General features: G+C 68.1%; 24 protein-coding genes and 1 pseudogene. 12 read left to right on the forward strand and 13 right to left on the reverse strand.

The annotated features are described in order from the left end of the window. Nucleotides 1–5: 5 nt before the first annotated feature. Nucleotides 6–608: a chromate transporter gene (locus tag DTPSY_RS08100; protein WP_015913169.1), complete on the reverse strand. Its 603-nt coding sequence runs from the start codon at nt 606–608 to the stop codon at nt 6–8. Between the two features lie 7 nt (nt 609–615). Next, on the reverse strand, nt 616–1,224 hold the full coding sequence (locus DTPSY_RS08105; RefSeq protein ID WP_015913170.1) for a chromate transporter: 609 nt from the start codon (nt 1,222–1,224) through the stop codon (nt 616–618). Between the two features lie 151 nt (nt 1,225–1,375). Between DTPSY_RS08105 and DTPSY_RS08110 the strand changes: the two genes are divergently transcribed. From DTPSY_RS08110 to DTPSY_RS08120, 3 genes are all read left to right on the forward strand, one after another. Beyond that, nucleotides 1,376–2,221, forward strand: a complete 846-nt coding sequence (locus DTPSY_RS08110) for a fumarylacetoacetate hydrolase family protein (protein WP_015913171.1) — start codon at nt 1,376–1,378, stop codon at nt 2,219–2,221. A 105-nt stretch (nt 2,222–2,326) separates the two neighbouring features. Beyond that, nucleotides 2,327–2,659: an SMR family transporter gene (locus tag DTPSY_RS08115; RefSeq protein WP_015913172.1), complete on the forward strand. Its 333-nt coding sequence runs from the start codon at nt 2,327–2,329 to the stop codon at nt 2,657–2,659. A gap of 70 nt (nt 2,660–2,729) precedes the next feature. Further along, nucleotides 2,730–3,293: an ankyrin repeat domain-containing protein gene (locus DTPSY_RS08120; RefSeq protein WP_015913173.1), complete on the forward strand. Its 564-nt coding sequence runs from the start codon at nt 2,730–2,732 to the stop codon at nt 3,291–3,293. A gap of 119 nt (nt 3,294–3,412) precedes the next feature. On the opposite strand, the gene DTPSY_RS08125 is transcribed toward DTPSY_RS08120, so the two are convergent. Next, on the reverse strand, nt 3,413–4,480 hold the full coding sequence (locus DTPSY_RS08125; protein WP_015913174.1) for a sodium-dependent bicarbonate transport family permease: 1,068 nt from the start codon (nt 4,478–4,480) through the stop codon (nt 3,413–3,415). Between the two features lie 95 nt (nt 4,481–4,575). Between DTPSY_RS08125 and DTPSY_RS08130 the strand changes: the two genes are divergently transcribed. Then, nucleotides 4,576–5,475, forward strand: coding sequence for a LysR family transcriptional regulator (locus tag DTPSY_RS08130; protein ID WP_015913175.1), 900 nt, complete (start codon nt 4,576–4,578; stop codon nt 5,473–5,475). A gap of 251 nt (nt 5,476–5,726) precedes the next feature. Here DTPSY_RS08130 and DTPSY_RS08135 read toward each other — a convergent pair whose 3' ends face one another. The 3 genes from DTPSY_RS08135 to DTPSY_RS08145 are packed head-to-tail and all read right to left on the reverse strand — an operon-like array spanning nt 5,727 to nt 8,360. Further along, complete coding sequence (locus DTPSY_RS08135) at nt 5,727–7,040, reverse strand: type II toxin-antitoxin system HipA family toxin (RefSeq protein WP_015913176.1); 1,314 nt, start codon at nt 7,038–7,040, stop codon at nt 5,727–5,729. A gap of 12 nt (nt 7,041–7,052) precedes the next feature. Further along, the gene (locus DTPSY_RS08140; protein ID WP_350303894.1) at nt 7,053–7,367 is read right to left on the reverse strand and encodes a helix-turn-helix transcriptional regulator; all 315 of its coding nucleotides are present in this window, start codon (nt 7,365–7,367) and stop codon (nt 7,053–7,055) included. Between the two features lie 39 nt (nt 7,368–7,406). Then, the gene (locus DTPSY_RS08145) at nt 7,407–8,360 is read right to left on the reverse strand and encodes a LysR family transcriptional regulator (protein ID WP_015913177.1); all 954 of its coding nucleotides are present in this window, start codon (nt 8,358–8,360) and stop codon (nt 7,407–7,409) included. A 97-nt stretch (nt 8,361–8,457) separates the two neighbouring features. Here DTPSY_RS08145 and dsdA point away from each other — a divergent pair, with 97 nt between their 5' ends. The 4 genes from dsdA to DTPSY_RS08165 all read left to right on the forward strand — a co-directional run bounded on the left by dsdA (nt 8,458) and on the right by DTPSY_RS08165 (nt 13,604). Continuing rightward, entirely contained in the window at nt 8,458–9,813 is a 1,356-nt protein-coding gene (dsdA, locus tag DTPSY_RS08150) for a D-serine ammonia-lyase (protein ID WP_015913178.1), read from the forward strand. 70 nt (nt 9,814–9,883) lie between these two features. Next, nucleotides 9,884–10,861 (forward strand): Bug family tripartite tricarboxylate transporter substrate binding protein, encoded by a 978-nt coding sequence (locus DTPSY_RS08155; RefSeq protein WP_015913179.1) that lies wholly within the window; start codon nt 9,884–9,886, stop codon nt 10,859–10,861. 43 nt (nt 10,862–10,904) lie between these two features. Beyond that, nucleotides 10,905–12,455, forward strand: coding sequence for an amidase (locus DTPSY_RS08160; protein ID WP_015913180.1), 1,551 nt, complete (start codon nt 10,905–10,907; stop codon nt 12,453–12,455). Between the two features lie 21 nt (nt 12,456–12,476). Then, nucleotides 12,477–13,604 (forward strand): NAD(P)/FAD-dependent oxidoreductase, encoded by a 1,128-nt coding sequence (locus DTPSY_RS08165; RefSeq protein ID WP_015913181.1) that lies wholly within the window; start codon nt 12,477–12,479, stop codon nt 13,602–13,604. Between the two features lie 57 nt (nt 13,605–13,661). Here DTPSY_RS08165 and DTPSY_RS08170 read toward each other — a convergent pair whose 3' ends face one another. The 3 genes from DTPSY_RS08170 to DTPSY_RS08180 form a co-directional block, all read right to left on the reverse strand. Continuing rightward, complete coding sequence (locus DTPSY_RS08170; RefSeq protein ID WP_015913182.1) at nt 13,662–13,865, reverse strand: YjfB family protein; 204 nt, start codon at nt 13,863–13,865, stop codon at nt 13,662–13,664. 156 nt (nt 13,866–14,021) lie between these two features. Further along, complete coding sequence (locus tag DTPSY_RS08175; protein WP_015913183.1) at nt 14,022–15,434, reverse strand: dihydrolipoyl dehydrogenase; 1,413 nt, start codon at nt 15,432–15,434, stop codon at nt 14,022–14,024. A 111-nt stretch (nt 15,435–15,545) separates the two neighbouring features. Then, nucleotides 15,546–16,139, reverse strand: coding sequence for an IMPACT family protein (locus tag DTPSY_RS08180; RefSeq protein ID WP_015913184.1), 594 nt, complete (start codon nt 16,137–16,139; stop codon nt 15,546–15,548). A 114-nt stretch (nt 16,140–16,253) separates the two neighbouring features. Between DTPSY_RS08180 and DTPSY_RS08185 the strand changes: the two genes are divergently transcribed. After that, complete coding sequence (locus DTPSY_RS08185; protein ID WP_015913185.1) at nt 16,254–18,743, forward strand: YgiQ family radical SAM protein; 2,490 nt, start codon at nt 16,254–16,256, stop codon at nt 18,741–18,743. A gap of 18 nt (nt 18,744–18,761) precedes the next feature. Here the strand turns inward: DTPSY_RS08185 and DTPSY_RS08190 are convergent, their stop codons facing one another. The 3 genes and pseudogenes from DTPSY_RS08190 to DTPSY_RS18770 form a co-directional block, all read right to left on the reverse strand. After that, nucleotides 18,762–19,184 carry a hypothetical protein gene (locus DTPSY_RS08190; RefSeq protein WP_015913186.1) on the reverse strand — a complete coding sequence of 141 codons (423 nt, stop codon included), beginning with the start codon at nt 19,182–19,184 and terminating at the stop codon, nt 18,762–18,764. Nucleotides 19,185–19,346: 162 nt separating this feature from the next. Then, nucleotides 19,347–19,655, reverse strand: coding sequence for a DUF1294 domain-containing protein (locus DTPSY_RS18765; protein WP_041838829.1), 309 nt, complete (start codon nt 19,653–19,655; stop codon nt 19,347–19,349). Nucleotides 19,656–19,926: 271 nt separating this feature from the next. Next, nucleotides 19,927–20,058: pseudogene (locus DTPSY_RS18770) on the reverse strand (cold-shock protein); the annotation flags it as partial. Between the two features lie 324 nt (nt 20,059–20,382). On the opposite strand from DTPSY_RS18770, the gene ygiD reads away from it, so the two are divergent. Beyond that, nucleotides 20,383–21,237 (forward strand): 4,5-DOPA-extradiol-dioxygenase, encoded by an 855-nt coding sequence (gene ygiD / locus DTPSY_RS08200; RefSeq protein ID WP_015913187.1) that lies wholly within the window; start codon nt 20,383–20,385, stop codon nt 21,235–21,237. Nucleotides 21,238–21,343: 106 nt separating this feature from the next. Here the strand turns inward: ygiD and DTPSY_RS08205 are convergent, their stop codons facing one another. Then, nucleotides 21,344–22,540 (reverse strand): amino acid aminotransferase, encoded by a 1,197-nt coding sequence (locus tag DTPSY_RS08205; RefSeq protein ID WP_015913188.1) that lies wholly within the window; start codon nt 22,538–22,540, stop codon nt 21,344–21,346. Nucleotides 22,541–22,648: 108 nt separating this feature from the next. Here DTPSY_RS08205 and uvrB point away from each other — a divergent pair, with 108 nt between their 5' ends. After that, complete coding sequence (uvrB, locus tag DTPSY_RS08210) at nt 22,649–24,745, forward strand: excinuclease ABC subunit UvrB (RefSeq protein WP_015913189.1); 2,097 nt, start codon at nt 22,649–22,651, stop codon at nt 24,743–24,745. 235 nt (nt 24,746–24,980) lie between these two features. Further along, the gene (gene iscR / locus DTPSY_RS08215; RefSeq protein ID WP_011805376.1) at nt 24,981–25,517 is read left to right on the forward strand and encodes a Fe-S cluster assembly transcriptional regulator IscR; all 537 of its coding nucleotides are present in this window, start codon (nt 24,981–24,983) and stop codon (nt 25,515–25,517) included. Nucleotides 25,518–25,604: the final 87 nt, after the last annotated feature.

Consider the following 25,604-nt stretch of genomic DNA (forward strand, 5'->3'; position numbering starts at 1 on the left):
CCGCGCTAGACCCAGCCGAACGCGCCCAGCAACGCCCCCGCGCCCAGCAGCCATAACAGGTGGATGCGCGTGCGCCACACCAGCAGGGTGGTGGCCGCGCTCAGCAGCCACAGTGGCCAGTCTTGCGCGGGCTCGCCATGGGCGCTGCCCAGCACCCAGGCCGTGGCCAGCAGCAGGCCGATCACCAGTGGTGCCATGCCTTGCTTGAAGGCGCGCACCGAGCGGCGCTCGCGGTTGCGGTGTGCCCAGCGCGTGGCGGCCCAGGTCAGCAGGCTGCTGGGCAGCAGCACCCCCAGCATGCAGACCGCCACGCCCAGCGCGCCGAAGGCCCAGGCCGCATGCGTGCCGGTGCCGGCTGCGTTCAGGCCCACGTTCCAGCCCAGCAGGGCGATGAACAGTACGTTGGGCCCGGGAGCCGACTGTGCGATGACGATGGAGGTGTTGAACTGCACCTCGGTCAGCCAACCCTGGCGCTCCACCAGGAAGCGGTGCATGTCCGGTGCGGTGGCGATGGCGCCGCCCACGGCCAGCAGCGACAGCGACAGGTAGTACAGGAACAGGTTCAGCCAGTCCAGCGGCTGCAGGTGCAAGGTCAGCGGTGCGGCCATGGCTGCGTCAGTGCCCCGCGGAAGCGAGCTTGCGCCAGGTGAGGGCGCAGGCCGCGCCGCCCACCACGGGCAGCACCCAGGCCAGCGGCAGGCGCAGCACGCTCATGGCGACGAAGGTGGCGGCCGCGATCGCGCCGCAGGCCCAGGGCCCCAGCGGGTGCTTGCGCAGCGATGCGGCCAGGCGGCAGCCCACGCCCGCCACCAGGCCTGCGGCCACGGCGCCCATGCCGTGCAGAGCGCCGGCCACCATGGGCTGGTCGGCAAAGCCGGCGTAGACCACGGCCAGCACCACCACCAGCAGCATGGGCAGCAACAGCATGCCCGCCACGGCCACCAGCGCGCCGCGCAGGCCGAAGTAGCGGTCGCCCACCATGATGGACAGGTTCACCACATTCGGGCCCGGCAGGATCTGCGCGGCGGCCCAGTCCTCGACGAACTGCTCGTTGCTCATCCAGCGGCGGCGTTCCACCAGCTCGCGCTGCACCACGGCCAGCACGCCGCCAAAGCCCTGCAGCGCCAGCCAGGTGAAGGCCCAGAACAGCTCCCGCAGGCTGTGCGGGCGTGGGTGGTCGTCCGCGGGGGGGCTGGCGGGCGATTCGGGGATGTGAGGGTGCATGGCGGGGCGGCGAAGCTGCGCATCGTACGCGTGCCGCGCGGCGGCCGTGCCGGCCTCGCCATCGCCAAACGCGATGCGGCCATCAGTCGATGCGATGGATGAACGGGATGGCGTGCATAAGATCGTCCCGACCAAACCCACGGAGACACCCATGAAACTCGTCCGCCACGGACAACCCGGCGCGGAGCGCGCCGGCCTGATCGACGCCCAGGGCGTGCTGCGCGACCTGTCCATGCTGCTGCCGGACATCGGCCCCACGCAGCTGACGCCGCGCACGTTGGCCGCGCTGGCCGCCATCGACGCCGCGCGCCTGCCCGCGGTGGAACCCGGCACACGCCTGGGCTGCCCCGTGGGCGGTGTCGGCAAGATCGTCTGCGTGGGCCTGAACTACGCCGACCATGCGGCCGAGGCCGGCTTGCCCGCGCCGGCAGAGCCCGTGCTGTTCATGAAGGCGACCAGCGCGCTCAGCGGCCCCACGGACGCCGTGCGCATCCCGCCCGGCGCGCTCAAGACCGACTGGGAGGTGGAGCTGGGCATCGTCATCGGCACGCGCATGCAGCAGGTGGCCGAGGCCGATGCGCTGGCCCATGTGGCCGGATACGTGCTGGCCAACGACGTGTCCGAGCGCAGCTACCAGATGGAGCGTGGCGGGCAGTGGGACAAGGGCAAAGGCTGCGACACCTTCGCGCCCGTGGGCCCCTGGCTGGTGACCACCGACGAGATTCCCGACCCGCACGCCATAGGGCTGTGGCTGGAGGTGAACGGCCAGCGCATGCAGGACGGCCACACGCGCAATTTCATCTTCGGCGTGCCCCGTGTGCTGGCCTACATCAGCCAGTTCATGACGCTGGAGCCGGGCGATCTGGTGCTCACCGGCACGCCCGCCGGCGTGGGACTGGGACAGAAGCCTGCGCCGCGCTTCTTGCGCGCGGGCGACGTGATGCGGCTGGGCGCGACGGGGCTGGGCGAGCAGCGGCTGGTCTGCACGGGCGGGTAGGGTGTAGCGTGGGAATTTCAAGCCAAATATGCCTGGAACGCTTTCCCATCAAGCGCGAGCAGCTATCATTTTGATAAATCTCGCACGCACCGCACTTTCTTACCCATGCATCCGTACCTTCTGCTCGGCATCTCCATCGTGGCGGAGGTGGTGGCCACCTCGGCGCTCAAGTCCTCGCAGGGGCTCACGCGGCTGGGGCCCAGCGCGCTGGCGGTGCTGGGCTACTGCGTGGCGTTCTACCTCGTCTCCAAGGTGATGAACCACATGGCCACGGGCGTGGTGTACGCCGTGTGGTCGGGGCTGGGCATCGTGCTGATCTCGCTGGTCGGCTGGCTGCTCTATGGGCAGAAGCTGGACCTGCCGGCCGTCATCGGCATGGCCATGATCGTGGGCGGCGTGCTGGTGATCCAGCTGCTCTCCAAGGCCACGGGGCATTGACCCGTGCGGCCTGTCAAGCTATCGAAGCCATAGCGCAATTGCGCGGCGGGGCAGGGCGCCCGTTCCTACAATGGCTCACACCTTGACGCTGGAGAACCCCATGACCGCCACGCCCGAACGCCCCGCCCTGGATGAAGCCACCCTGGCCTTTGCCGAGAAGGTGTTCGACGCCGCGCGCCAGGGCGACGCCGCCCGTCTGGCGCTGTGGCTGGACAACGGCCTGCCGCCCGACCTGCGCAATGCCCAGGGCGACAGCCTGCTGATGCTGGCCAGCTACCACGGCCATGCCGAGGCCGCGCGGCTGTTGCTGGCGCGCGGAGCCGATGCGGGGCTGGTGAACGGCCGCGGGCAGACGCCGTTGGCCGGCGCCGCCTTCAAGGGCGACGTGGACATGGTGCGCCTGCTGCTGGACGGTGGTGCGGCCGTGGACGGGCCTTCGCCCGATGGCCGTACGCCGCTGATGTTCGCCGCCCTGTTCAACCACCCGGCCGTGGTGGAACTGCTGCTGTCACGCGGCGCCAACCCGCGCGCGGCCGACCTGCAAGGCAACACCGCCTTGGGCTGCGCCCTCGCGATGAAAGCCGACGCGGCAGCCGCCCTGCTGCGCTCGGCAGGTGCCGAAAGTTTTGAGTGAAAAGACGATCTGGCGCCGGTCGGATAAGCAGTTGAAGCTACTTTATTGATAGCAAAATAGTTGGCATATGCCCGGCAGTGGATGCCACCGCCGGGCAATGCGCTTTGGTGCCCAACCCGTTAACCACCCCACAACTGCAACACCACCTGCGTATACAGCGGGATGCCCAGCAGGATGTTGAGCGGAAACGTCACACCCAGCGACAGGCTGACGTACAGCGAAGGATCTGCCTCGGGTATCGCATAGCGCACCACGGCGGGCACGGCGATGTACGACGCACTGGCGGCCAGCACCATCAGCAGCACGGCGTCGCCCGCGGGCACCTGGGCGAGCCACGCCAGGCCGACCGCCACGCTGGCATGCACCAGCGGACCCCACACTGCGTAGGCCAACAGCCAGGGCGACTGTTTGCGCACGGCGGGCAGATTGCGCGCGGCAGACAGGCCCATGTCTAGCAGGAACAGGCAGAGCATGCCCTTGAACAGGTCACCCGAAAACGGCTGCATGGCGGCCTTGCCTGCGTCGCGCGTGATGAGGCCGATGAGCATGGCGCCCAGCAACAGCAGTTGGGTGCCATCGGTGAACGATTCGCGCAGGATCTTCCCCACCGACAAGGCCGGACCGCCCTTGCCCGCTGGGGTGGGGTCCGCGGCACCCAGCCCGCCGGGGCCGGCCAGGGCCACGGCGCCTGAAGCAGAAACGGCCAGCACGGGCGCAGCATGGGCTGCGGGCACCGCCTGGCGCTGGCGCAGCGCATTGGCCAGCATCACGGCCAGGAGGATGGCGGGCGACTCCATCAGCGCCATGGCCGCGGCCATGTAGCCGCCGTAGGAGATGGATTGCGATTCCAGGTACTGCGTGGCGGTCACGAATGTCACTGCGCTGACCGATCCGTACGTGGCCGCCACGGCCGCCGCGTTGAAGCCCGACAGCACCCGCCGCAGCAGCGCGTAGCCCGCCAGGGGCACGACCACGGCCAGAAGCACCGCCAGCCCCAGGCTGCTGGCCACGCTGGCCGTGAAGCCCGAGGCCGCCAGCGCAAAGCCGCCCTTCAGGCCCAGCGCCGTCAGCAGGTAAATCGACAAGAACTTCGAGATGGCCGCTGGCATCTCCAGGTTGGACCGCACCAGGCCCGCAAACGCGCCCAGTGCAAAAAAAAGGACCGCAGGGTCCAGCAAACTTTGCATTCTTCAACTCCACATGGGTGATGGGAGGCGATGCTAGAGAGGGCAGGGGGCAAAGTAAAATCGATTCGAATGCGGTTATCTATAGATAAAAGTCTATGAATATCACTTTTCGCCAACTGCGCCTGTTTCTTGCGTTGGCCGAGACCGGCAGCGTGAGCGCCGCCGCCAAGCTCATGCACGTGACCCAGCCCACGGCTTCGATGCAGTTGCGCGAGGTAGCGCAAGCGGTGGGCGTGCCGCTGTACGAGGTGGTGTCGCGCCGCGTGTACCTGACCGAGGCGGGCCAGGCCCTGGCCCGCACCGCCCGCGCCATCGCCAGCGAGTGGGATGCGTTTGAGCAGGGCATTTCGGGCGCCAAGGGCCTGACCAGCGGCCGGCTCAAGGTGGCGGTGGTGAGCACCGCCAAGTACTTCGTTCCCCGCCTGCTGGGCAGCTTTTGCAAGCTGCACCCGCAGATCGATATTTCGCTGGAAGTTCTCAACCGCGACCATGTCATCACCCGTCTGCGTGCCAACCAGGACGACCTTTACGTGATGTCCATGCCGCCGGGCGATCTGCCGCTGGAGGACCACGTGCTCATGCCCAACCCGCTGGTGGTCATCGCTCCCGCGGGGCACCGGCTGGCCGCCAAGAAACGGGTGGCCTTGCCGCAGTTGCAGAGCGAGCGGTTCATCCTGCGCGAGAAAGGCTCAGGCACACGAATGGCGACGGACGCCCATCTGCGCCAGTTGGGCTTTGCGCCCGCTGCGGTACTGGAGCTGGGCAGCAACGAGGCCATCAAGGAGTCGGTGCAAGGGCAGCTGGGCGTTTCCATCGTTTCGCGGCACGCGCTGGGTCCGCACCTCGATGGCCTGGCCATTCTGAACGTGCAGGGTTTTCCCATCCAATCGCAGTGGCACCTGGTCTGGCCCAAGGGCAAGCGGCTGTCGCCCATTGCCGAAGTGTTTCGCGGGCATTTGATGGATGAGGCTGCTGGATGGATGCAGAGCCGCTGAGGGGCTGCGGCGGGGCTTGGCTTATCCCTTGACCAATGAAGGCGCAGTCGCCGCCGCCTCATGGCTGTGACTGACGATGGTGGCCAGACTCGGGGGCAGGCACCGGTTTGCAGTCCATCTAGGCAGCACTCTGTGGTAAAGGCTGTCGGGCAACGGGCTGCTGCGCCGGCTCATGCGCGTGCGGGGCGTGGCCCCACAGGCTTTTCACCGACGGGGGTGGGTGCCGCACCCGCCTGGACCGGGCCCGACTGTTATGGGTGCGTGAGTGTGACGCCACCCGCCAGCCGCGCCTGCACGGTGCGCTGCAGCGTGGAGGGGGCGTCAGCCAGCAGTGCGGGCCAGTCGGCCTGCGCGCGGCGTACCACGTCCCGCAGCAGTGCCAGGTGGCGCGGTATGCGCAACAGGCCGGCGGTCTTGATGAGAGCCTGCAGTGCGTCCCAATCCAGCGCGCGCATGCTGCGGTCGATGGCGCGGTTCACCGCGTACTGGTGTTCGGTCGCTCCCTCGAAGAACGCAGCCACGCACACCGGGTCGTACAGCGGCGCCAGGCGCGGCGTGTGCCCGTCGGGGTAGACCAGGGCCCAGTTCTTCAGGTGCGCGTCGGTGTTGCCCATGAGGATGAACGCCACCATGCGCGCCAGGAACTCGCGGGTGTCTTGCACCGGCTGGTCGCTCAGGCGATCGACCACGCGCAGCATGGTGGCCCAGTCCTGCAACAGGCCCTTGCCGTACTTCTGGCGCGGCGCGTAGCCCAGGGCCTGGTTGAACTCCTCCATGTGCACGCGGGTGCCGTCGGCCAGATGGTCGAAGCGTTGCACGGCCAGGATGTCGTCGAACGGCACGGCCTCGGGCAGCTCCGCCTCGGCGCGGGTGATGATGCGCGCCTGGGCGCAATGCAGGCCCAGGCTACCGGCCAGCTGGTAGCAGGTGAACTCGTTGGCCACCAGGTCCGGGTGGGCGGTGGTGGGTAGCTTGAGGATCACGCTGCCGGCGGCGCCGCGGCGCTTGACGAGGTAGCGGCGCCCGTCCTGCACGGCACTGAACTTGGTGACCACACCGGGCAGCGACGCGGCGTCTTCCACCGGGTATTCGACAAAACCGGGCTCCAGCACGTCCAGGCCCTGCGTGGTGTGCCAGTAGCGCACCACGTCGGGAACGCCCTCCTGGGCGGGCACGGGTTCGACCTCCAGCGCCCCCATCAGGTCGTGGCCGGCGGCGGCCAGCAGCTCAAATTCGTCGTCGGGCGCGCAGCCGCGTTCGCGCGCCAGGCGGTCGCGGTTGTGGCCCTCGGGCAGCAGGTTCTGGAAGTACGCCGGCCAACGCCCGTCGGTGCGCACCAAGCGGGCGTCACGCGCCGAGCGCAGGATCTGCTGCGTGTCCGCCTCGTTCGCGCCGCGGTAGCTCAGCGACAGGGTGGGGCGCTGCGGGTCGGCGATGTAGTCCTCATCGAAGGACACGCGCAGGATGTCGCCGTACTGGGACAGGTAGCCGATACCGCGCCGCCCGCCCCCCTGCGCTGCAGGGCGGTGCAGGTACAGGCGCAGGTAGCGGATGGCGGTACTCATCGTGCGTCTTGATCAGCGACCTAGGCTCTCCACCACCGAGGGGGGGGCGTCCGCTCCCGAGGGCTGGCCCAGGAACTTGCCCCCCGACTGGATGAAGGCCTGCAGCGCGGGGCCCAGTTCGGCCGGCACGGCAATCAGTTCCATGCCGAGCACGCGGGCCATCTCGGCCAGGGTGGAAAAGCGCGGGTCCACGTCCCCCGTCTCGGTGCGCTGCACGGCCATGCGCGACAGGCCGGCTTGTGCGGCCAGGTCGGCCTGCGTGATGCGCCGGGCTTTGCGCACTTCTGCCAATGTGGTGATCAACGAATGCGTCATGCCATCCTTTATACGCTTTTTTATTAAAAAGCGCTTTATAAGTTTCTTTTTTCAAGCGGGATACGGCAGCAGAGCCCCGCGCAACTCCGCAAAGCGCTGTGCCTGCAGCGCCAGCCATTCCTTGACCAGCAGCATCGGCGGGCTGGGATGCGCCGTGGTGACGAAAGAGTACGACGCCCGCGAGCGCACGCTGCACCCGAACAGCGGTACCAGCCGCCCGTGCCGTATGTCTTCCAGCACGAGGGCCGCGCGCCCCATGGCAATGCCTTGGCCCGCCAGGGCGGCGCTCAGCGCCAATTGCGACAGGTTGAACTGCTGCCCGGCGCCCCAGGCGGGCGGCGCTGTGTCCGTGCAGTTGCACCAGTGTTGCCATTCCTCGAACGGCTCGGCACCCTCCCAGGCACTGCTGTCGTGCAGCAGCCATTCACCGCGCAATTGCGATGGTGACTGCAGGTCAGGATGGGCGGCCAGGAAGGCGGGGCTGGCCACGGGAATCAGCCACTCATCCAGGAACACGCTGGCGCGCAGGTCGGTGTAGCCGCCCAGGTCGAAGCGAACTGCCGCCTCGACCCCGTCGCGCACCATGCGGGTGCGGTCCAGCCGGTGGAACTCGCCAAACACGCGCAGGCCCACGTCTGGGTGTTCACGAAAGAATTCCCCCAGCCGCGGCGTGAGCCACTGCATGGCAAACGAGGGGGAGCAGCTCAGCGTGGCCACGGGCGTATCGCCGGTCACACGCATCTGCGACAGGGCGTCCTCGACGGCGCCGAAGCTCTCACGCAGCACCACGGCCAGCCATTTGCCCTCGGGCGTGGGCATGAGGGTGCGGGGCGTGCGCACGAAGAGGGGGCGCCCCAGCCAGGTTTCCAGTTGCTTGACCTGCTGGCTCACTGCGCCCTGGGTGATGCACAGCTCCGCCGCCGCGCGCGTGAAGCTGCCGTGGCGTGCGGCTGCTTCAAAGCAGCGCAGCCACGCGAGCAGGGAAGGAAAAAGCCGTGAATTCATTATTCAAACTAATGCACTCGTCAATATAAATGAGTTGTATCGGTGCCGGGGCATGCCAAGAATGCCGTCTATACCCACCTTCCACCGACCGCAGCCCATGCCCTCCGTTGTTTCCCCACAGGACCGCTTGCAGGACGACGCCCCGGCTGCACAACTGCGCCGCGCCGAGCCCTGCCTATGGCTCAACCCGCACAGGCAGCCCATACCCGCCGCACGGCAGGCCGTGGCCGGTGATCACATTAGTCTGGATGATACAAAGGAGGCGGCGGCACGCTTCGCGCGCTTTGCGCCGCTGCTGGAGGGCGTGTTCCCCGAGTTGCAGGCGACGGGGGGCGTGATCGAGTCGCCCCTGTTACCCGCATCCAGCCTGCATGCCGCGGCGGGGCTCGTCGCGGGCCAGGGCGCGCTGTGGATCAAGGCGGACCACCGGTTGCCCGTGGCCGGGTCCATCAAGGCACGCGGAGGCATCCATGAAGTGCTGGAGCTGGCCGAGCGCCTGGCACTGCAGCACGGCCTGCTGACGCCGCAGTCCGATGCCGACGACTACCGCGCCCTGGCAAACCCCGCTGCGCGCGCCGTGTTTGCGCGCTACACCGTGGCCGTGGGCTCCACGGGCAACCTGGGCCTGAGCATCGGCGTGGCGGCATCGGCGCTGGGTTTTCACGCCGTGGTGCACATGTCGGCCGATGCCAAGGAATGGAAGAAGCAGCGTCTGCGCCAGCGCGGCGTGCAGGTGGTGGAGCACGCGGGTGACTACGAGGGCGCTGTGGCCGCGGGGCGTGCGCAGGCGGCGCAGGACCCGTTCAGCCATTTCGTGGACGACGAACGCTCGCTGTCGCTGCTGCTGGGTTACAGCGCCGCGGCGCTACACCTGCGCCAGCAGTTGCAGGACGCGGGCATCGCCGTGGACGCGCAGCACCCCCTGTTCGTCTACCTGCCCTGCGGGGTGGGCGGGGCGCCGGCGGGCATCACCTTCGGCCTGCGGCAGGTGCTGGGGGCGCATGTGCACTGCTTCTTCGCGGAGCCCGTGCAGTCGCCGTGTTTCATGGTGCAAATGATGGCCGGACAGGGCGCACACCCCTCGGTGTACGACTGGGGCCTCACCAACCGGACGGAAGCCGACGGCCTGGCCGTGCCACGCGCGTCCCTGCCCGCGGCCGAGCTGATGGAGCCGCTGCTGTCGGGCTGCTTCACCGTGTGCGACGACACCCTGTTTCGCCAACTGGTACAGGTGCTGGATGCCACGGGCGAGCGCATCGAGCCGTCCGCAGCGGCGGGCCTGAGCGGCCCCGGTTTCCTGACGGGCACCGAGACGGGCCGCACCTGGCTGCACGCGCAAGGTCTGTGGCCCCACCTGGCGCAGGCCACGCACCTGGTGTGGACCACCGGCGGGCTGTACGTGCCGCCCGAGGCCTACGCGCGCTTCGAGGAACGTGGCCGGGCCCTGGGTTGACGCGCCTTCGCCGAGTCCTGGCCCCGCGAAAGGATCTGTTTTTTTAACTGGCTTGACTGGAGAGAACGCCATGAACCGCAAGACGATGTTGTCCATGCTGGCCTGCGCCCTGGGTGCCGCCGCTTTCGCCCCCGCGCATGCGCAGGAGGCGTTTCCCTCCCGGCCCATCACGCTGGTGATTCCGTTCCCCGCGGGTGGAGCCACCGACGTGCTGGGCCGCCTGATCGGCAAGAAGCTCGGCGACAAGCTGGGGCAAAGCGTGGTCATCGACAACCGCGCTGGCGCGGGCACGGTGATCGGCGCGAGCTACGTGGCCAAGGCCGCGCCGGACGGCTACACGCTGCTGCTGAGCTCAGGCACCACCTTCACGGTGAACCCGGCGGTGCGGCCCCGGCTGCCGTATGACCCCGTCAAGAGCTTCGATCCCATCGGCATCACCGGGCGCACGGGGCTGATCCTGCTGGCCAGCAAGAGCGTTCCGGTCAACGATGTGAAGCAGTTCGTCAGCGCCGTGAAGGCCGCGCCCGATAAGTATTCCTACGGCTCCTTCGGCGCGGGCACGACCTCGCAGTTCGCGGGCGAGATGTTCTTTCATGCCGCGGGCCTGAAGATCCAGCACGTGCCCTACAAAGGCAGCGCGCCGGCCATGGTGGACCTGATCGGCGGGCAGATTCCGTTCACCGTGGACACGGTGTCGGCCGCGCTGCCCCAGCTCAAGGAGGGCAAGGTCAAGGCGATTGCCGTGACCACCGAGAAGCGCTCGACCCTGCTGCCCCAGGTACCCTCGCTGGCCGAGAGCGGTTACCCCGGCCTGAACATGGACACCTGGCTGGCCCTGGTGGCGCCCGCAGGCCTGCCTGCCGCGGTGAAGACGCGGCTGGAAAAGACGCTGGCCGAGGTGGTGGCCGACCCCGACACGCGCGAGCGCCTGCTCGCCCTGGGCTTTGAGCCGGCATTCGCCTCGTCGGCCGAGCTGGCTGCCCTGATCGAGCGGGAGCTGCCGCTGATGCGTGCCATTGCCCAGCGCGCGGGCATCACCGCCGACTGAGGCGCGGCTCATCCACAATGGCCCCTGGACCTTCTTCACGACCATGACTGCTGATCCCACGCTGGTGGAACTGTCCGCCAATGAACTGCGCCACCGCATCGGCACGGGCGAGCTCTCGCCCGTCGAGCTGCTGCAGGCCTGCATCGACCGCATCGAGGCGGTGAACCCCTATGTGAACGCCGTCACCGCCACCTGCTACGACCGCGCCCGCGCCGAGGCGCAGGCCGCCGAGCGGGCGGTGCGCGCCGGCGAGCCCCTCGGCCTGCTGCACGGGCTGCCCATGGGCGTGAAGGATCTGGAGGCCACCGCCGGCCTGCTGACCACCTACGGCTCGCCCATCTACCGCGAGAACATCCCTGCGCAGGACAACGTGCTGGTGGCGCGCCTGCGCGCGGCCGGCGCCATCGTCACGGGCAAGACCAATATTCCCGAGATGGGCGCGGGCGCCAATTCGCGCAACGTGGTCTGGGGCGCCACGGGTAACCCGTTCGATCCGCGCCTGAACGCGGGCGGCTCGTCCGGCGGGTCGGCCGCGGCGCTGGCCTGCGACATGTTGCCGGTGTGCACGGGCTCGGACACGGGCGGCTCGCTGCGCATCCCTGCGGCCAAGTGCGGCGTGGTGGGTTTTCGGCCGTCGCCCGGCGTGGTGCCCAGCTCGCGCAAGCTGTTGGGCTGGACGCCGATCTCCGTGGTCGGCCCCATGGGCCGCACGATGGCCGAGGCCTGCCTGCAGCTGGCCGCATCGGCCGGCCTGTCGGCGGGCGACCCGCTGACCTACCCCCTGGACCCCCACAGCTTCCTGCACCTGGAGCCGGCCGACCTGGGCGGCCTGCGCGTGGGCTACACCGAAGACTTCGGCGCCTGCGCGGTGGACGACGGCATCCGCGCGGTGTTCCGCGCCAAGATCGGCGCCATGCGCCACCTGTTCCGCTCTTGCGAGGAGATCCGGCTGGACCTGGGCGACGTGCACCGCTGCTTCGACGTGCTGCGGGCCGAGAGCTTCTTGGCCGGCATGCGCGAGGCCTACGAGCGCGACCCCGCCAGCCTGGGGCCCAACACGCGCGCCAACTACGAGATGGGCGCGGCCATGTCGCTGCTGGACAGCGCCTGGGCGCAGGCCGAGCAGACGCGCATCCTGGCGCGCTTCCAGGAGGCGTTTGCCAACTTCGACGTGATCCTGGCACCCACCACGCCGGTCTCGCCCTTCCCGTGGACCGCGCTGTACGCCAGCCATATCAACGGTGAACCCCAGGCCAACTACTACCGCTGGCTGGCACTGACCTATGTGACCACGCTGACCACGCACCCCGCGCTCAGCGTGCCCTGCGGGCGCGACACGGCCGGCATGCCGTTCGGCCTGCAGGTGGTGGGGCGCTTTCGCGACGACCATCGCCTACTGTCCATCGGCCTGGGGCTGGAGCAAGCCTTTGCCCGCATCGATGGCCTGCAGCGCCCGCGGCCCGACCTGGCCCGGCTGGGGCCGGTGCAACCCGCGCTCACCTCCATCGTCACCCACGCGCCGGACCCCGATGACGCGCGCGGCGTGCCGCGGCTGGGCGCACGCGGTACCGCGGAGCAGGCGTCGGCGGTCTGACAGTGATTGGCGAGGGAACTCATGCAACCCTATGACTTTGTGATCATCGGCGCGGGCATTGCCGGCGCCTCCGCCGGTTGGGAACTGGCCGCGCACCGCCGCGTGCTGCTGCTGGAGCGCGAGGCCCAGCCCGGCTACCACACCACCGGCCGGTCGGCTGCGCTGTACTCGGCCACCTATGGCACGCCCAACATCTGCGCACTCACACGGGCCAGCCGCGCGTTCTACGATGCGCCGCCGCCCGAATTCGGCAGCGCCCCCATCCTCACGCCGCGCGGCGTGGTGTACCTGGCGGGGCCCGACCAGCTCGACCTGCTGGAAGCCGCCTACGCCGAGGCGCTGCCGCGCAACCCGCAGGTGCGCCGCCTGACGCGCGAGGAGCTGCTGGAGCAGGCCCCGTGCCTGCGCCCCGAGGCCGTGGCCGCGGGCATGAGCGAGCCCGGCGCCGCCGACATCGACGTGCATGCGCTGCACCAGGGCTACCTGCGCGGCCTGCGCCAGCGTGGCGGCGAGATCCGCACCCATGCCGAGGTGACGGCCCTGCAGCGGGGCGAGGAGGGCTGGCACATCACCCTGGCCGATGGCGAGGTGCTGCACGCGCGCGCCGTGGTCAATGCCGCAGGCGCCTGGGCCGACGTGGTGGCAGCCCAGGCGGGCGTGCCGCCCATCGGGCTGGAGCCGCGCCGGCGCACGGCCTTTACCTTCCCCGTGCCGGCCGGCATGCAAGCGGCCCACTGGCCCGCTGTCATCGGCATTGCCGAGGACTATTACTTCAAGCCCGACGCGGGGCAGATGCTGGGCTCCCCCGCCAATGCCGATGCCGTGGCGCCGCACGACGTGGTGCCTGAGGAACTGGACGTGGCCATGGGCATCCACCGCATCGAGCAGGTGACGTGCTTTCAGATCCGCCGCCCCTCGCACACCTGGGCGGGGTTGCGCTCGTTCGTGGCCGATGGCGACCTGGTCATTGGCTGGGACAACCATGTACCCGGCTTCTTCTGGCTGGCCGCGCAAGGCGGCTATGGCATCCAGAGCGCGGCGGGCGCGGCGCTGCTGACGCGGCAGTTGGCACTGGGCGAGCCGCTGGCCCCCGAGTTGGCGCGCGAGGGTGTGGACGTGGCGGGCCTGTCGCCTGCGCGGCTGCGCTGAGCAAGGCCAGAGCTGAAGCTGCCCTGAGCCGCCGGAAAAGCCAGCGCGCCGTGCGCGTCAGGCGTAGGTGTTGAGCTGCGTGCCCAGCGGGCCTTCGGTCGCCAGCGGCGGCTGGGGCAGGGCGGCGAGCAGGGTGGCGGCGGCCGTTTCCTGCGTATCCAGGGCCTTCTTCAGCACGGTGACCTGGACGGCATCGGCCGTCTCGCGGCTGGCGAGGGCGTTGGCGGTGCTGACGATGGATTGGGTGAGGGCGACGTCCATGGTGATCTCCGGTGTACCTCTTGTTATCGGCCAGTTCACCGCGGACTCAAGGGTGCTTCTATAAACATAGCTGTTGGCGCTTGATACGTAAGAATTTCAAGCTGTTTTGGTGCTGAAAATTCATCCTGGCAAGCGCGGCCAGCTATTGTTTTTGTATCAGTCCAGCGCGCTCGCGCCGTAGGCCTCGCAGGCGGCGAGGTCGGAATCGCTGGCCTTGGGCAGGCGCGAGGCCGCGTCGCGCAGCGCCGTGCGCAGGCCTTCCTCCAGCACCGGATGGTAGAAGGGCATGCGCAGCAGGTCGTGCACCGTCAGCCGCTGCTCGACGGCCAGCGCCAGCAGGTGAGCCATGTGTTCGCCCGCTGGCGTGCACAGCTCGGCGCCCAGCAGGCGGCCGCTGCCGTGTTCGGCGTACACGTTCAGGCGCCCGTGGTTGCACTGCGCCACGCGCGCGCGGCCCTGGCGTGCAAAGTCCACCGTGCCCACCACCCATTGCCCCTGGGGCAGATCGGCATGGCGCTGTCCCACCACGGCTGCATGGGGCTGGCTGAAGGTGATGGCCAGCGGCGTGCGCCGGGCGAAGCCGCGCGGCGTGGGCGCCAGGGCGTTCAACCCCGCAATGTGGCCCTCGTCCGCAGCCTCATGCAGCAGAGGGCGGTCGCCATCGGCATCGCCCGCGATGAAGACGGGCAGATCGCCCACCTGCAGGGTGCACGGATCGATGGGCGGGCGGCCCTTGTCGTCCAGCGCCACGCCCAGCGTGTCCAGTCCCAGGTGTTCCAGGTTGGGGCGCCGGCCCATGGCGGCCACCACCTGGTCCACCACCACGGTCGCGCTGCCGTTGGTGACCTGTATGCCGCCGGCCACCTCGCGCAGCTCGGCCTTGTCGCCCACGTTGACGATGAATTCGTCCTTCAGCCGCGCCAGCAGCGCGTCGTTGATGGCGGGGTCGCTCAGGCCGGCCACGCTCTTGCCCGTCGCGAAGGCCATCACCTCCACCCCCAGCCGCGCGAGCGCCTGCGCGATTTCCACCCCCAGCGGCCCCAGCCCGATGACGGCCACGCGCGGGCCGAGCGTGGGCTGCTCGAACAGCGTATCGGTGGTCAGGATGCGGTCACCAAAAGCCAGCCAGTCCTCCGGCACGATGGGGCGCGAGCCCGTGGCGATGATGATGCGCCGCGCCGTGTGCACCTGGCCGTTCACTTCCACACGTTGCGCGTCCAGCAGCCGGGCGTGGCCGCTGATGGCGCGCTCGCCCGCATCGGTGGCGGCCAGCGTGCCGGCCACGAAGTCATCGCGCAGCGCGCGCACGCGGCGCAGCACGGCGGGCAGGTCCACCCGCAGCGCATCCGCGCCCTCGATGCCGAAGGTGTGCAGCGCGCGCCGCGCATGGTAGGCGTTGGCGGCCTCGATGAGCATCTTGGACGGCATGCACCCCACGCGCGCGCAGGTGGTGCCCCAGGGGCCGTCGTTCACGATGCGCCATTGGTCGGTGCGCTTGCGCACCTCGCGCAGCGCCGCCAGTCCGGCGGACCCGGCGCCCAGGATGATCACGTCCAGCGGCTGGCTCATGGAGGGGGCTCCTTGTCAATGCGGGCCGCCAGTGTCGCCGCGCGCGCCGGCGCGGCATGTAGGCGCGCAGGCATTGTTGGACTTGCGCGGGCGCGGCCCCGGTCCCAGCCTTCAATCCGTGGATTCGCCCCAGGCCACGCGGCCCTGGCCTGCTTCGTTCACATGGTGGACGAAAGCCTCGGCCTCGGCCTCGGGCAGGCGCAGTTGCAGCGTGACCAGCGTGGCATGCTGCACCTGCAGCAACTGCGCGCCAGCACCGTCGATCATGCGGCGCAGCAGTCCTTCCAGGGCGTAGGGCACGCTGCATTCCAGGGTGCGCATGCGCTGCAGCGGCACCTTGTCGGCCTGCAGCAGCGCCTGGGCCACGGTATCGGTATAGGCGCGCACCAGGCCACCCGCGCCCAGCTTCACCCCGCCGAAATAGCGCACCACGGTGGCCAGCACGCCCTCCAGGTCCTGGTGACGCAGCACATCCAGCATGGGCCGCCCGGCGGTGCCGCTGGGCTCGCCGTCGTCCACCGCGGCGGACTGGCCACCCGCCAGCAGCGCCCAGCACACATGGGCCGCGCCCGGGTGTTCGCGCCACAGCGCATCCACCACGGCCTGCGCGCTCGCGCGGTCGGCCATGGGCTGCACGCAGCCGATGAAGCGGCTTTTCTTGATGGTGAGTTCGCTGTGAACGGGGGCGCTGAGGGTGTAGGGCATGGGGGCGGCCGAGCTTACCCCATGGGCCGACGGCGACAAGGGCCATGCGGGGGCGGTTAGGCGCAAAGGGGGCATGGCTTCTAAAATGCCCGGCCCTCACCTGCAGGCCCGCCCATGAACGCCCCGATCGATGTCTCCTTCTTCCCGCGCAACGCCAAGCCGTTGACCAGCTACCGCCCGTATTGGGCCAAGCGCTTTGGCGTGGCGCCGTACCTGCCCATGAGCCGTGCCGAGATGGAGCAGTTGGGCTGGGACAGCTGCGACGTGGTGCTGGTGACGGGCGATGCCTATGTGGACCACCCGAGCTTCGGCATGGCGGTGATCGGGCGGGTGCTGGAGGCGCAGGGCTTTCGCGTGGGGATCATTGCGCAGCCGGACTGGCAGAGCGCCGACGCGTTCAAGGTGCTGGGCAAGCCCAACCTGTTCTGGGGCGTGACCGCGGGCAACATGGATTCGATGATCAACCGCTACACGGCGGACCGCAAGATCCGCAGCGACGACGCTTATACGCCCGGCGACGTGGGCGGCAAGCGGCCCGACCGCGCCGCCGTGGTCTACAGCCAGCGCTGCCGCGAGGCGTACAAGGACGTGCCCATCGTGCTGGGCGGCATCGAAGGCTCTCTGCGCCGCATCGCCCACTATGACTACTGGAGCGACAAGGTGCGCCGCTCCATCGTGGTGGACAGCAAGTGCGACATCCTGCTGTTCGGCAATGCCGAGCGCGCCCTGGTCGAAGTGGCCCACCGCATTGCGCGGCGCGACCCGGTGGAGACCATCACCGACGTGCGCGGCACGGCCTTCGTGCGGCGCGCGTCCGAGCCCGGATGGTTCGAGATCGACTCCACCGAGGTGGACGAGCCCGGCCGCGTGGATGAGCTGATCAATCCCTACATGACCACCAGCGAGCAGGCCGCAGCCCAGGGCCAGGCGTGTTCGCAGGAAGATGCTGCAAATTCAATAGCTGCCAGCGCTGATCCACAAAGCGCTGCAGGCCAAAAACCCTTGCAGACCGTGCAGATCGTGCCCAACCCGGCGCTGCCCTCCAAGGGGCGCAGCGGTCGGGCGCTGCCGCCGCGCGAGCGCACCGTGATCCGCCTGCCCAGCTACGAGCAGGTGAAGGCCGACCCGGTGCTCTACGCCCACGCCAACCGCGTGCTGCACCTGGAGACCAACCCCGGCAACGCCCGCGCGCTGGTGCAGGCGCACGGCGAGGGCGCAACGGCGCGCGACGTGTGGCTGAACCCGCCGCCCGTCCCGCTCACCACGGCCGAGATGGACTGGGTGTTCGGCCTGCCGTATGCGCGCAACCCGCACCCGCAGTACTTGGACGCGCAGGGCAGCTACGAGGGGCCCACCAAGATCCCGGCATGGGAGATGATCCGCGCGTCGATCAACATCATGCGCGGCTGCTTTGGCGGCTGCACCTTCTGCTCCATCACCGAGCACGAGGGACGCATCATCCAGAGCCGCTCGGAGGATTCCATCATTGCCGAGGTGGAGGACATCCGGGACAAGGTCAAGGGCTTCACCGGCACCATCTCCGACCTGGGCGGCCCCACGGCCAACATGTACCGCCTGGGCTGCAAGAGCCCAGAGATCGAGGCCGCCTGCCGCAAGCCGAGCTGCGTGTTTCCCGGCATCTGCCAGAACCTGCACACGGACCATGCGCCGCTGGTCAATATCTACCGCCGCGCGCGCAAGCTGCCGGGCATCAAGAAGATCCTCATCGGCTCCGGCCTGCGCTACGACCTGGCCGTGAAGTCCCCCGAATACGTGAAGGAGCTGGTACAGCACCACGTGGGCGGGTACCTCAAGATCGCGCCCGAGCACACCGAGGCGGGGCCGCTGTCCAAGATGATGAAGCCAGGCATCGGCAACTATGACCGCTTCAAGCAGATGTTCGAGCAGTACACCGAAGAGGCGGGCAAGAAACAGTTCCTGATCCCGTACTTCATCGCCGCCCACCCCGGCACCACCGACGAGGACATGTTGAACCTGGCCATCTGGCTCAAGAAGAACGGCTTTCGCGCCGACCAGGTGCAGGCCTTCTACCCCAGCCCCATGGCCAGCGCCACGGCCATGTACCACTCGGGCCGCAACCCGCTCACGCGCGTGCGACGGCAGATGCGCGACGTGGCCGAGGAACAGGTGGACGTGGTGCGTGGCGAAAAGCGCCGCCGCCTGCACAAGGCCTTCCTGCGCTACCACGATCCCAACAACTGGCCGCTGCTGCGCGAGGCGCTGAAAAGCATGGGCCGGGCCGACCTGATCGGCAACGGCAAGCACCACCTGATCCCCACCTTCCAGCCGCTGGTCGACGGCAGCTACCAAAGCGCCCGCAAGAAAAACAGCACCGGGCCCAAGGGTGGCGGGGCCGGCGTGGGCTACACCATCAACAAGGACGGCAAGGCCGTGGCGCTGCGCCGCCGCCCGCAGGAGCTGGAGGAGCCGCAGGGCGACGTACGTTTTCGTAGCAGTGCGCCGCAGCCGGGCCGCATGCTCACGCAGAACACCGGCCTGCCGCCGCGTGCGGGCACCGCGGGGCGCCGGCAGGGCGGGGCCGGCACCCCGGCGTCGGGCAAGGGTACGGGCCGGCGGCGCTGACGGGGCGGCACCCGGCCGTCAGCGCGCGGGACCGGCGGGGGCGGGCACCAGTTCCTCAATGATCAGGCGGCGGTAGTAGAACGCCGCCAGCGGGCCCAGCGGCTGCAGCAGGTCGCGCAGCGTCTCAGGAGCGTCGGAATCCGCGGCACGCAGCAACAGGCCGTGGGCGCCGTCGCTGGCCAGTTGCGCGATGCGGCGCACGATCACGCCCTCCGCACCGACCGAGGGCAGAGGTGCATCGGCATTGCCCAGCGTGCGCACCACATGTTCCAGGATCATCGGCGGCGTGGCGTGCGCCACGTCATCGCGACCCTGGGCCTGCAGCGCCTGGCCTGCGGAGCGCGCCGCCTCCTCGTTCGCAAACAGCGCGAACACATGGCCCGTGGGGTAGAAAGTCCCGGTCGCCGTGGTCATGCTCGGGTCGAGGGTGAAAGGCTTCATGGCGTCGTTCTCCAATGCGGCAAAAAACTGGACCCATTGGAGGCGCAGCAGCGTCGCCTGGCTGTAGGGTGATGGAAGGCCGCGCTGTCGGACGTGGCCGCAAGGCATGCCGCAGATCCCGATAAAAACCGGCCCCGCCGCAATGCTGGAAAGCGCTAGCAGCTATAAAAAAGAAAGCACTTCGCGAAGCGTGTGCGGCCGCAGCGTCCACACCGCCAGTGCGGCGCAGTTCAACACCACCGTGCCCCAATACACCGCGCGGAAGTCCTGTTTGCGCGATTTGTGCCGCAGCCACTGCTGGGCCCACCATGCGGCAGGCCAGCCGCCCAGCAGGGCGAGCAGGTGCAGGTGGCTCTCCCGGGTGCGCCACGTGCCGCGTTGGGCGGCGCTCTTGTCCAGCGCGTAGGTGAAGAAGGTCAGCAGGTTCAGGGCCGCCGTCGCGCCCAGCCACCACAGCGGGAACCGCTGCACCCAGGCGCCCCCAGCCCCACAGGCCCAGCCAGAGCAGCATCAGCGCCAGCGCGATGCCCGCGCCTGCGGGTGCCTGCGGCGCGGAGCGCGGGCGCGTGTGCCTGGCGGTGGCAGGCGTGGGGCGCGCGGTGGGTCGCGTGGATGGCGGGGCGGATGCTGCGCGGGCCGGAGACCGGTGGGCGGAAGGGGAGCCGCTCGGTTGGCTGCGTGGACGCACATCCATCGCGCGCGGTCCCTTGCCGCCCACGTGGATCTCTTCATACTCCACCGGCATCCCGTGGGCGGGCGGCGCCGTGCCCCGGAAGTCCCGTACATGAAAGAACACCTGGGTGCTGGCAGCGCCCTGGATGAAGCCAAAGCCTTTGTCCGCGTTCCATTGCCGGACGATGCCATGTGTGCGCATGTTCAAACATCCGCCGCGCTGGACGGCGGAAGTGTGGCCATGGGCTGGCCGTCAGGGGGCAGGGTGGTGGCCTGTGGTCCAGGACATGCGCGGGCACTGAGCCGGCGGCATGCCAGCGGGGCAGGGGGATCGAGCGCGAGAGGCATGGGCGGAAAGCGGAGGCGGTGAACGGAGGGCCGCGGCTGGAACTTCGGCGCCCGTGCGCGCTCCGATCCCGGCTGTCCGGCAGAAAATCATATCGTGCCCTCTCACGCCTTCCTCTTGCCGCAGCGCCGCCGCACCATGGCCGCGCTGGCGGGCCTCGCCACCCTTCCCGGAGTCTTCATGAGCCCCCTGTCCGAAGCCGCCCCGTTGCTGGAGGCGCTGCGCCCCTCGCCGCGCATGCCGGTGCTGTTCGTGGGCCATGGCAGTCCCATGAACGCCATCGAAGACAACGCCTGGCGCCGCACCTGGCAGGACATGGGGGCGGAACTGCTGGCGCGCGGGCAGCGGCCGCAGCTCATCCTGTGCGTGTCGGCCCATTGGCTCACGCGCGGCGGCTGGCAGCTGACGGGCATGGCTGCGCCCCGCACCATCCACGACTTTGGCGGTTTCCCGCGCGAGCTGTTCGAGCAGCAGTACCCGGCGCCGGGCGCGCCGCAGGTGGCGCGCAGCCTGGCGCAGGAGCTGCGCTCACCCGCAACGGCGCGCGCCCTGGAGGTGGACGCGGGGGCGTGGGGCCTGGACCACGGCACATGGTCGGTGCTCAAGCCCATGTTCCCGGCGGCGGACATTCCGGTGCTGCAGCTCAGCATGGACTACGCGCGCCCGCCGGCCGAGCATTACGCGCTGGGCCAGCAGCTGCGTGCGTTGCGCGAGCGTGGGGTGCTGATCGTGGGCAGCGGCAACGTGGTGCACAACCTGCGCGCCGCACGGCGCGGCACAGGTATCAATGCAGCCTACGAGTGGGCGAACGAATTCGACGTCAAGGTGCAGGAACTGGTGAAGGCGGGCCGCCTCGACGCGCTGGTGGCCTTCCAGCAGTGGGGCCCGATGGCGCCGCTGGCGCATCCCACGCATGAGCATTACCTGCCACTGCTGTATGCCGCAGGCGCTGCACTGCCCACGGAGATGCCGCGCTTTTTCAACACGGGTTTTCAGTCGGCCTCGATCTCCATGCGCTCCATGCTTTGGGGCTGAGCTATCTAAATTGATAGCTGCTAGCGCTTGCTGGATGGGTGTTTGAGTCCGAAAACACATGAAAAAACCGCCCGAAGGCGGTTGTTTTTTGGGGCATCGCTGCGGCTCAGATCACCTTGGCGATGGCCTGGCAGACGTAGTCGATGTTCTTGCTGTTGAGCGCGGCCACGCACATGCGGCCGGTGTCGGTGCCGTATACGCCGAACTCATTGCGCAGGCGCACCATCTGGTCTTTGGACAGGCCGGAGTAGCTGAACATGCCGATCTGCGTGGTGATGAAGCCCATGTCCTGCTTCACACCGGCGGCCTTCAGGCCGTCCACCAGCTTCTGGCGCATTTCCTTGATGCGCACGCGCATTTCGCCCAGCTCCTTTTCCCACAGGGCGCGCAGCTCGGGGTTGTTCAGCACCGCGGCCACCACGGCGCCGCCGTGCGTGGGCGGGTTGCTGTAGTTGGTGCGGATCACGATCTTGAGCTGCGAGAGCACGCGCGCGGCCTCGTCCTTGTCGTTGGCCACCACGGACAGCGCGCCCACGCGCTCGCCGTACAGGCTGAAGCTCTTGGAGAACGAGGTGGACACGAAGATGTTCAGGCCGGCCGCGACGAACTTGCCGATCACGGCGCCGTCCTCGGCAATACCGTAGCCGAAGCCCTGGTAGGCCATGTCGAGGAAAGCCACCAGGCCCTTGGCCTTCACGGCGGCGATCACCTGTTCCCACTGCGCGGCGGTGATGTCGTAGCCCGTGGGGTTGTGGCAGCAGGCATGCAGCACCACGATGGTGCCGGGCGCGGCGGCGTTCAAGTCGGCCAGCATGCCGTCGAAGTCCACCTTGCGGTTGGCGGCGTCGTAGTAGCGGTAGCTGCCCACCTCGAAGCCGGCATTGGTGAAGATGGCGCGGTGGTTTTCCCAGCTCGGGTCGGAGATCAGCACCTTCGCGTTCGGGCTGATCTTCTTGAGGAAGTCGGCGCCGATCTTCAGGCCGCCCGTGCCGCCAATGGCCTGCACGGTGGCCACGCGGCCGGCCTTGACGACGTCGGACTCCGCGCCGAACACCAGGGCCTTGACCGCGTTGTCATAGGCGGCGATGCCGTCGATGGGCAGATAGCCGCGCGCAGCGGGCTTGTCCATCATGGCCTTTTCGGCCGCCTGCACGCACTGCAGCAGGGGCAGCTTGCCGTTGTCGTCGAAGTACACGCCCACGCCCAGGTTGACCTTGGCTGGATTGGGGTCGGCGGCGTATTGTTCGTTGAGACCCAGGATCGGGTCGCGGGGAGCCATTTCGACGGCGGTGAACAGAGACATGAAAAGTCCTTGAGGGGATGGAAATCTGACGACGGGACCTCACCTACGGTAGGCTTTCGGTCCACTCTTGATTTTAACGGCCGCCCCCGCGCGCCGTTTACCTCCGCCATGCATGAAGTCACCTCTGAGCCGGCCGCTGGCGCGGCGGACGGGCAGTTCGTCCAGTTTCCAGGTTCGCCCTTTTCGTTGTACCAGCCATACCCGCCCGCCGGCGACCAGCCCGAGGCCATCGCCAAGCTGGTGGAGGGCGTGCAGGACGGCGAGGTGTTCCAGACCCTGCTGGGGGTGACGGGCTCGGGCAAGACCTTCACCATGGCGAACGTGATCGCCCGCCTGGGACGGCCGGCCATCATCTTCGCGCCCAACAAGACGCTGGCCGCACAGCTGTACAGCGAGTTCCGCGAGTTCTTCCCCAAGAACGCCGTGGAGTACTTCGTGAGCTATTACGACTACTACCAGCCCGAGGCCTACGTGCCTCAGCGCGACCTGTTCATCGAGAAGGACAGCGCCATCAACGAGCACATCGAGCAGATGCGCCTGTCGTGCACCAAGAGCTTGCTGGAGCGGCGCGATGTGGTCATCGTGGCTACGGTGTCGGCCATCTACGGCATTGGCGAGCCCGAGAGCTACCACCGCATGATCATGACGCTGCGCGTGGGTGACCAGCTGAGCCAGCGTGACGCGATCGCGCAGCTGATCCGCATGCAGTACCAGCGCAACGAGCAGGACTTCAGCCGGGGCAAGTTCCGCGTGCGTGGCGACACCATCGATGTGTTCCCAGCCGAGCATTCCGAGCTGGCGGTGCGCATCGAACTGTTCGACGACGAGGTGGAAAGCCTGCAGCTGTTCGACCCGCTCACGGGGCGTATCCAGCAAAAAATCCCGCGCTTCACGGTGTACCCCAGCAGCCATTACGTGACGCCGCGCGACAAGGTGCTGGCGGCCGTGGAGACCATCAAGCAGGAACTGGACGAGCGGCTCAAGTTCTTCGTGGCCGAGGGCAAGTTGGTGGAGGCGCAACGGCTGGAGCAGCGCACGCGCTTCGACCTGGAAATGCTCAGCGAAGTGGGGCACTGCAAGGGCATCGAGAACTACACGCGCCACCTGTCGGGTTCTGCGCCTGGCGAGCCGCCGAGCACGCTGACCGACTACCTCCCGCCCGATGCGCTGATGTTCCTGGATGAGAGCCACCAGATGATCGGGCAACTCAACGCCATGTACAACGGCGACCGCGCGCGTAAGACCACGCTGGTCGAGTACGGCTTTCGCCTGCCGTCGGCATTGGACAACCGGCCGCTCAAGTTCGAGGAGTTCGAGCAGCGCATGCGGCAGGTGGTGTTTGTATCGGCCACTCCGGCTGATTATGAGAAGGAGCACTCGGGCCAGGTGGTGGACCAGGTGGTACGGCCCACCGGCTTGGTGGACCCGGAGGTGGAGGTGCGTCCCGCTACCCATCAGGTGGATGATGTGCTGCAAGAAATACGCATTTGCACGCAAAAGAATCAACGCGTACTCATTACGACGCTGACGAAGCGCATGGCGGAGCAACTGACCGATTACCTGAGCGACAACGGGGTCAAGGTGCGCTATCTGCACTCCGATATCGACACTGTGGAGCGCGTGGAAATCATTCGCGACCTGCGCCTGGGAGCCTTCGATGTCCTGGTGGGGATCAACCTGCTGCGTGAGGGGCTGGACATTCCTGAGGTCTCCCTGGTGGCCATCCTGGATGCCGACAAGGAGGGTTTCCTGCGCGCCGAACGCAGCCTGATCCAGACCATCGGCCGGGCGGCGCGCAACCTGCACGGCAAGGCCATCCTGTATGCCGACCGGATCACCGACTCAATGCGCAAGGCGATCAGCGAAACGGAACGCCGCCGCGCCAAACAGATCGCATACAACGAGGCCCGGGGTATTACGCCGCGCAGCATCGTCAAGCAGGTGCGAGACCTGATTGACGGCGTGTACAGCGAGAAGGCAGGCCAGGAAGCCCAGCGACTCCGCGAAGACGCGGCGCGGCAGGCCGAACTGGAGGAGATGTCCGAAAAGGACATTGCGCGCGAAATCAAGCGGCTGGAAAAGCTCATGCTGGAACACGCCCGCAACCTGGAGTTTGAGCAGGCTGCTCGGGTGCGCGATCAATTGACCCGTCTCAAGGACCGGGTGTTCGGAGCGCATGGCGGCGATCAAATCCCTGCCGCATGACCCGGTTTTGCGACCCTGCAGGAGAAAACGCGACTGTTTAGTCTAGTTACCCGACAAAATTAATAGGGATTTGTGCTATACTTGTCTCAAATACTCAAGAAAGAGCCCCACAACAAACAAGGGCCTTGGAGGCTGCAACCGTAGCGCTTCAGGGAAAGGGTGGAGACGGTGCCCGGTTGGCTATACGCATGCCGCGGCGTTTCTATAACGATCAAGCCTAGACAAGGAGCTTGCGATGCGTCTCACAACCAAAGGCCGTTTTGCGGTCACCGCCATGATCGATCTGGCCCTGCGCCAGAACAACGGGCCCGTCACCTTGGCGGCCATCAGCCAGCGCCAACAGATTTCGCTGTCCTATCTGGAGCAATTGTTCGGAAAGCTGCGCCGCCACGAACTGGTGGAATCCACGCGCGGCCCTGGCGGCGGTTATACGCTCGCCCGCAAGGCGGGCGATATTACCGTGGCAGACATCATCGTCTCCGTGGACGAGCCCATTGATGCCACGCAGTGCGGTGGCAAAGAAAACTGCCTGGGCGAGGCGGGCCGTTGCATGACGCACGAGCTGTGGGCCTCTCTGAACCAGCGCATGGTGGAATTCCTGGATTCCGTCACGTTGCAGAAACTGGTGGACGACCAGCTCGCCAAGGGCGTGCAAATCGAAGACAAGCCGGTCACGCGCCGCGCGATTTCCACCACACCTGTGGTCAAGCCGATCCGTGTGAACGCACCCAATTCGGTGTTTGCCCTCGGCAACGCGTTCGCCAAATCTTGAGCTGCAGGCTGACCCGCGCCGGCCACTGGCTGCGCGCCGGGCGGGCTCGCCACGTCGACCCTATTGCTTTCTGATGCCAGCCAGAAC

The organism is [Acidovorax] ebreus TPSY (assembly GCF_000022305.1).
In the GTDB taxonomy this organism is placed as follows: domain Bacteria; phylum Pseudomonadota; class Gammaproteobacteria; order Burkholderiales; family Burkholderiaceae_C; genus Diaphorobacter; species Diaphorobacter nitroreducens.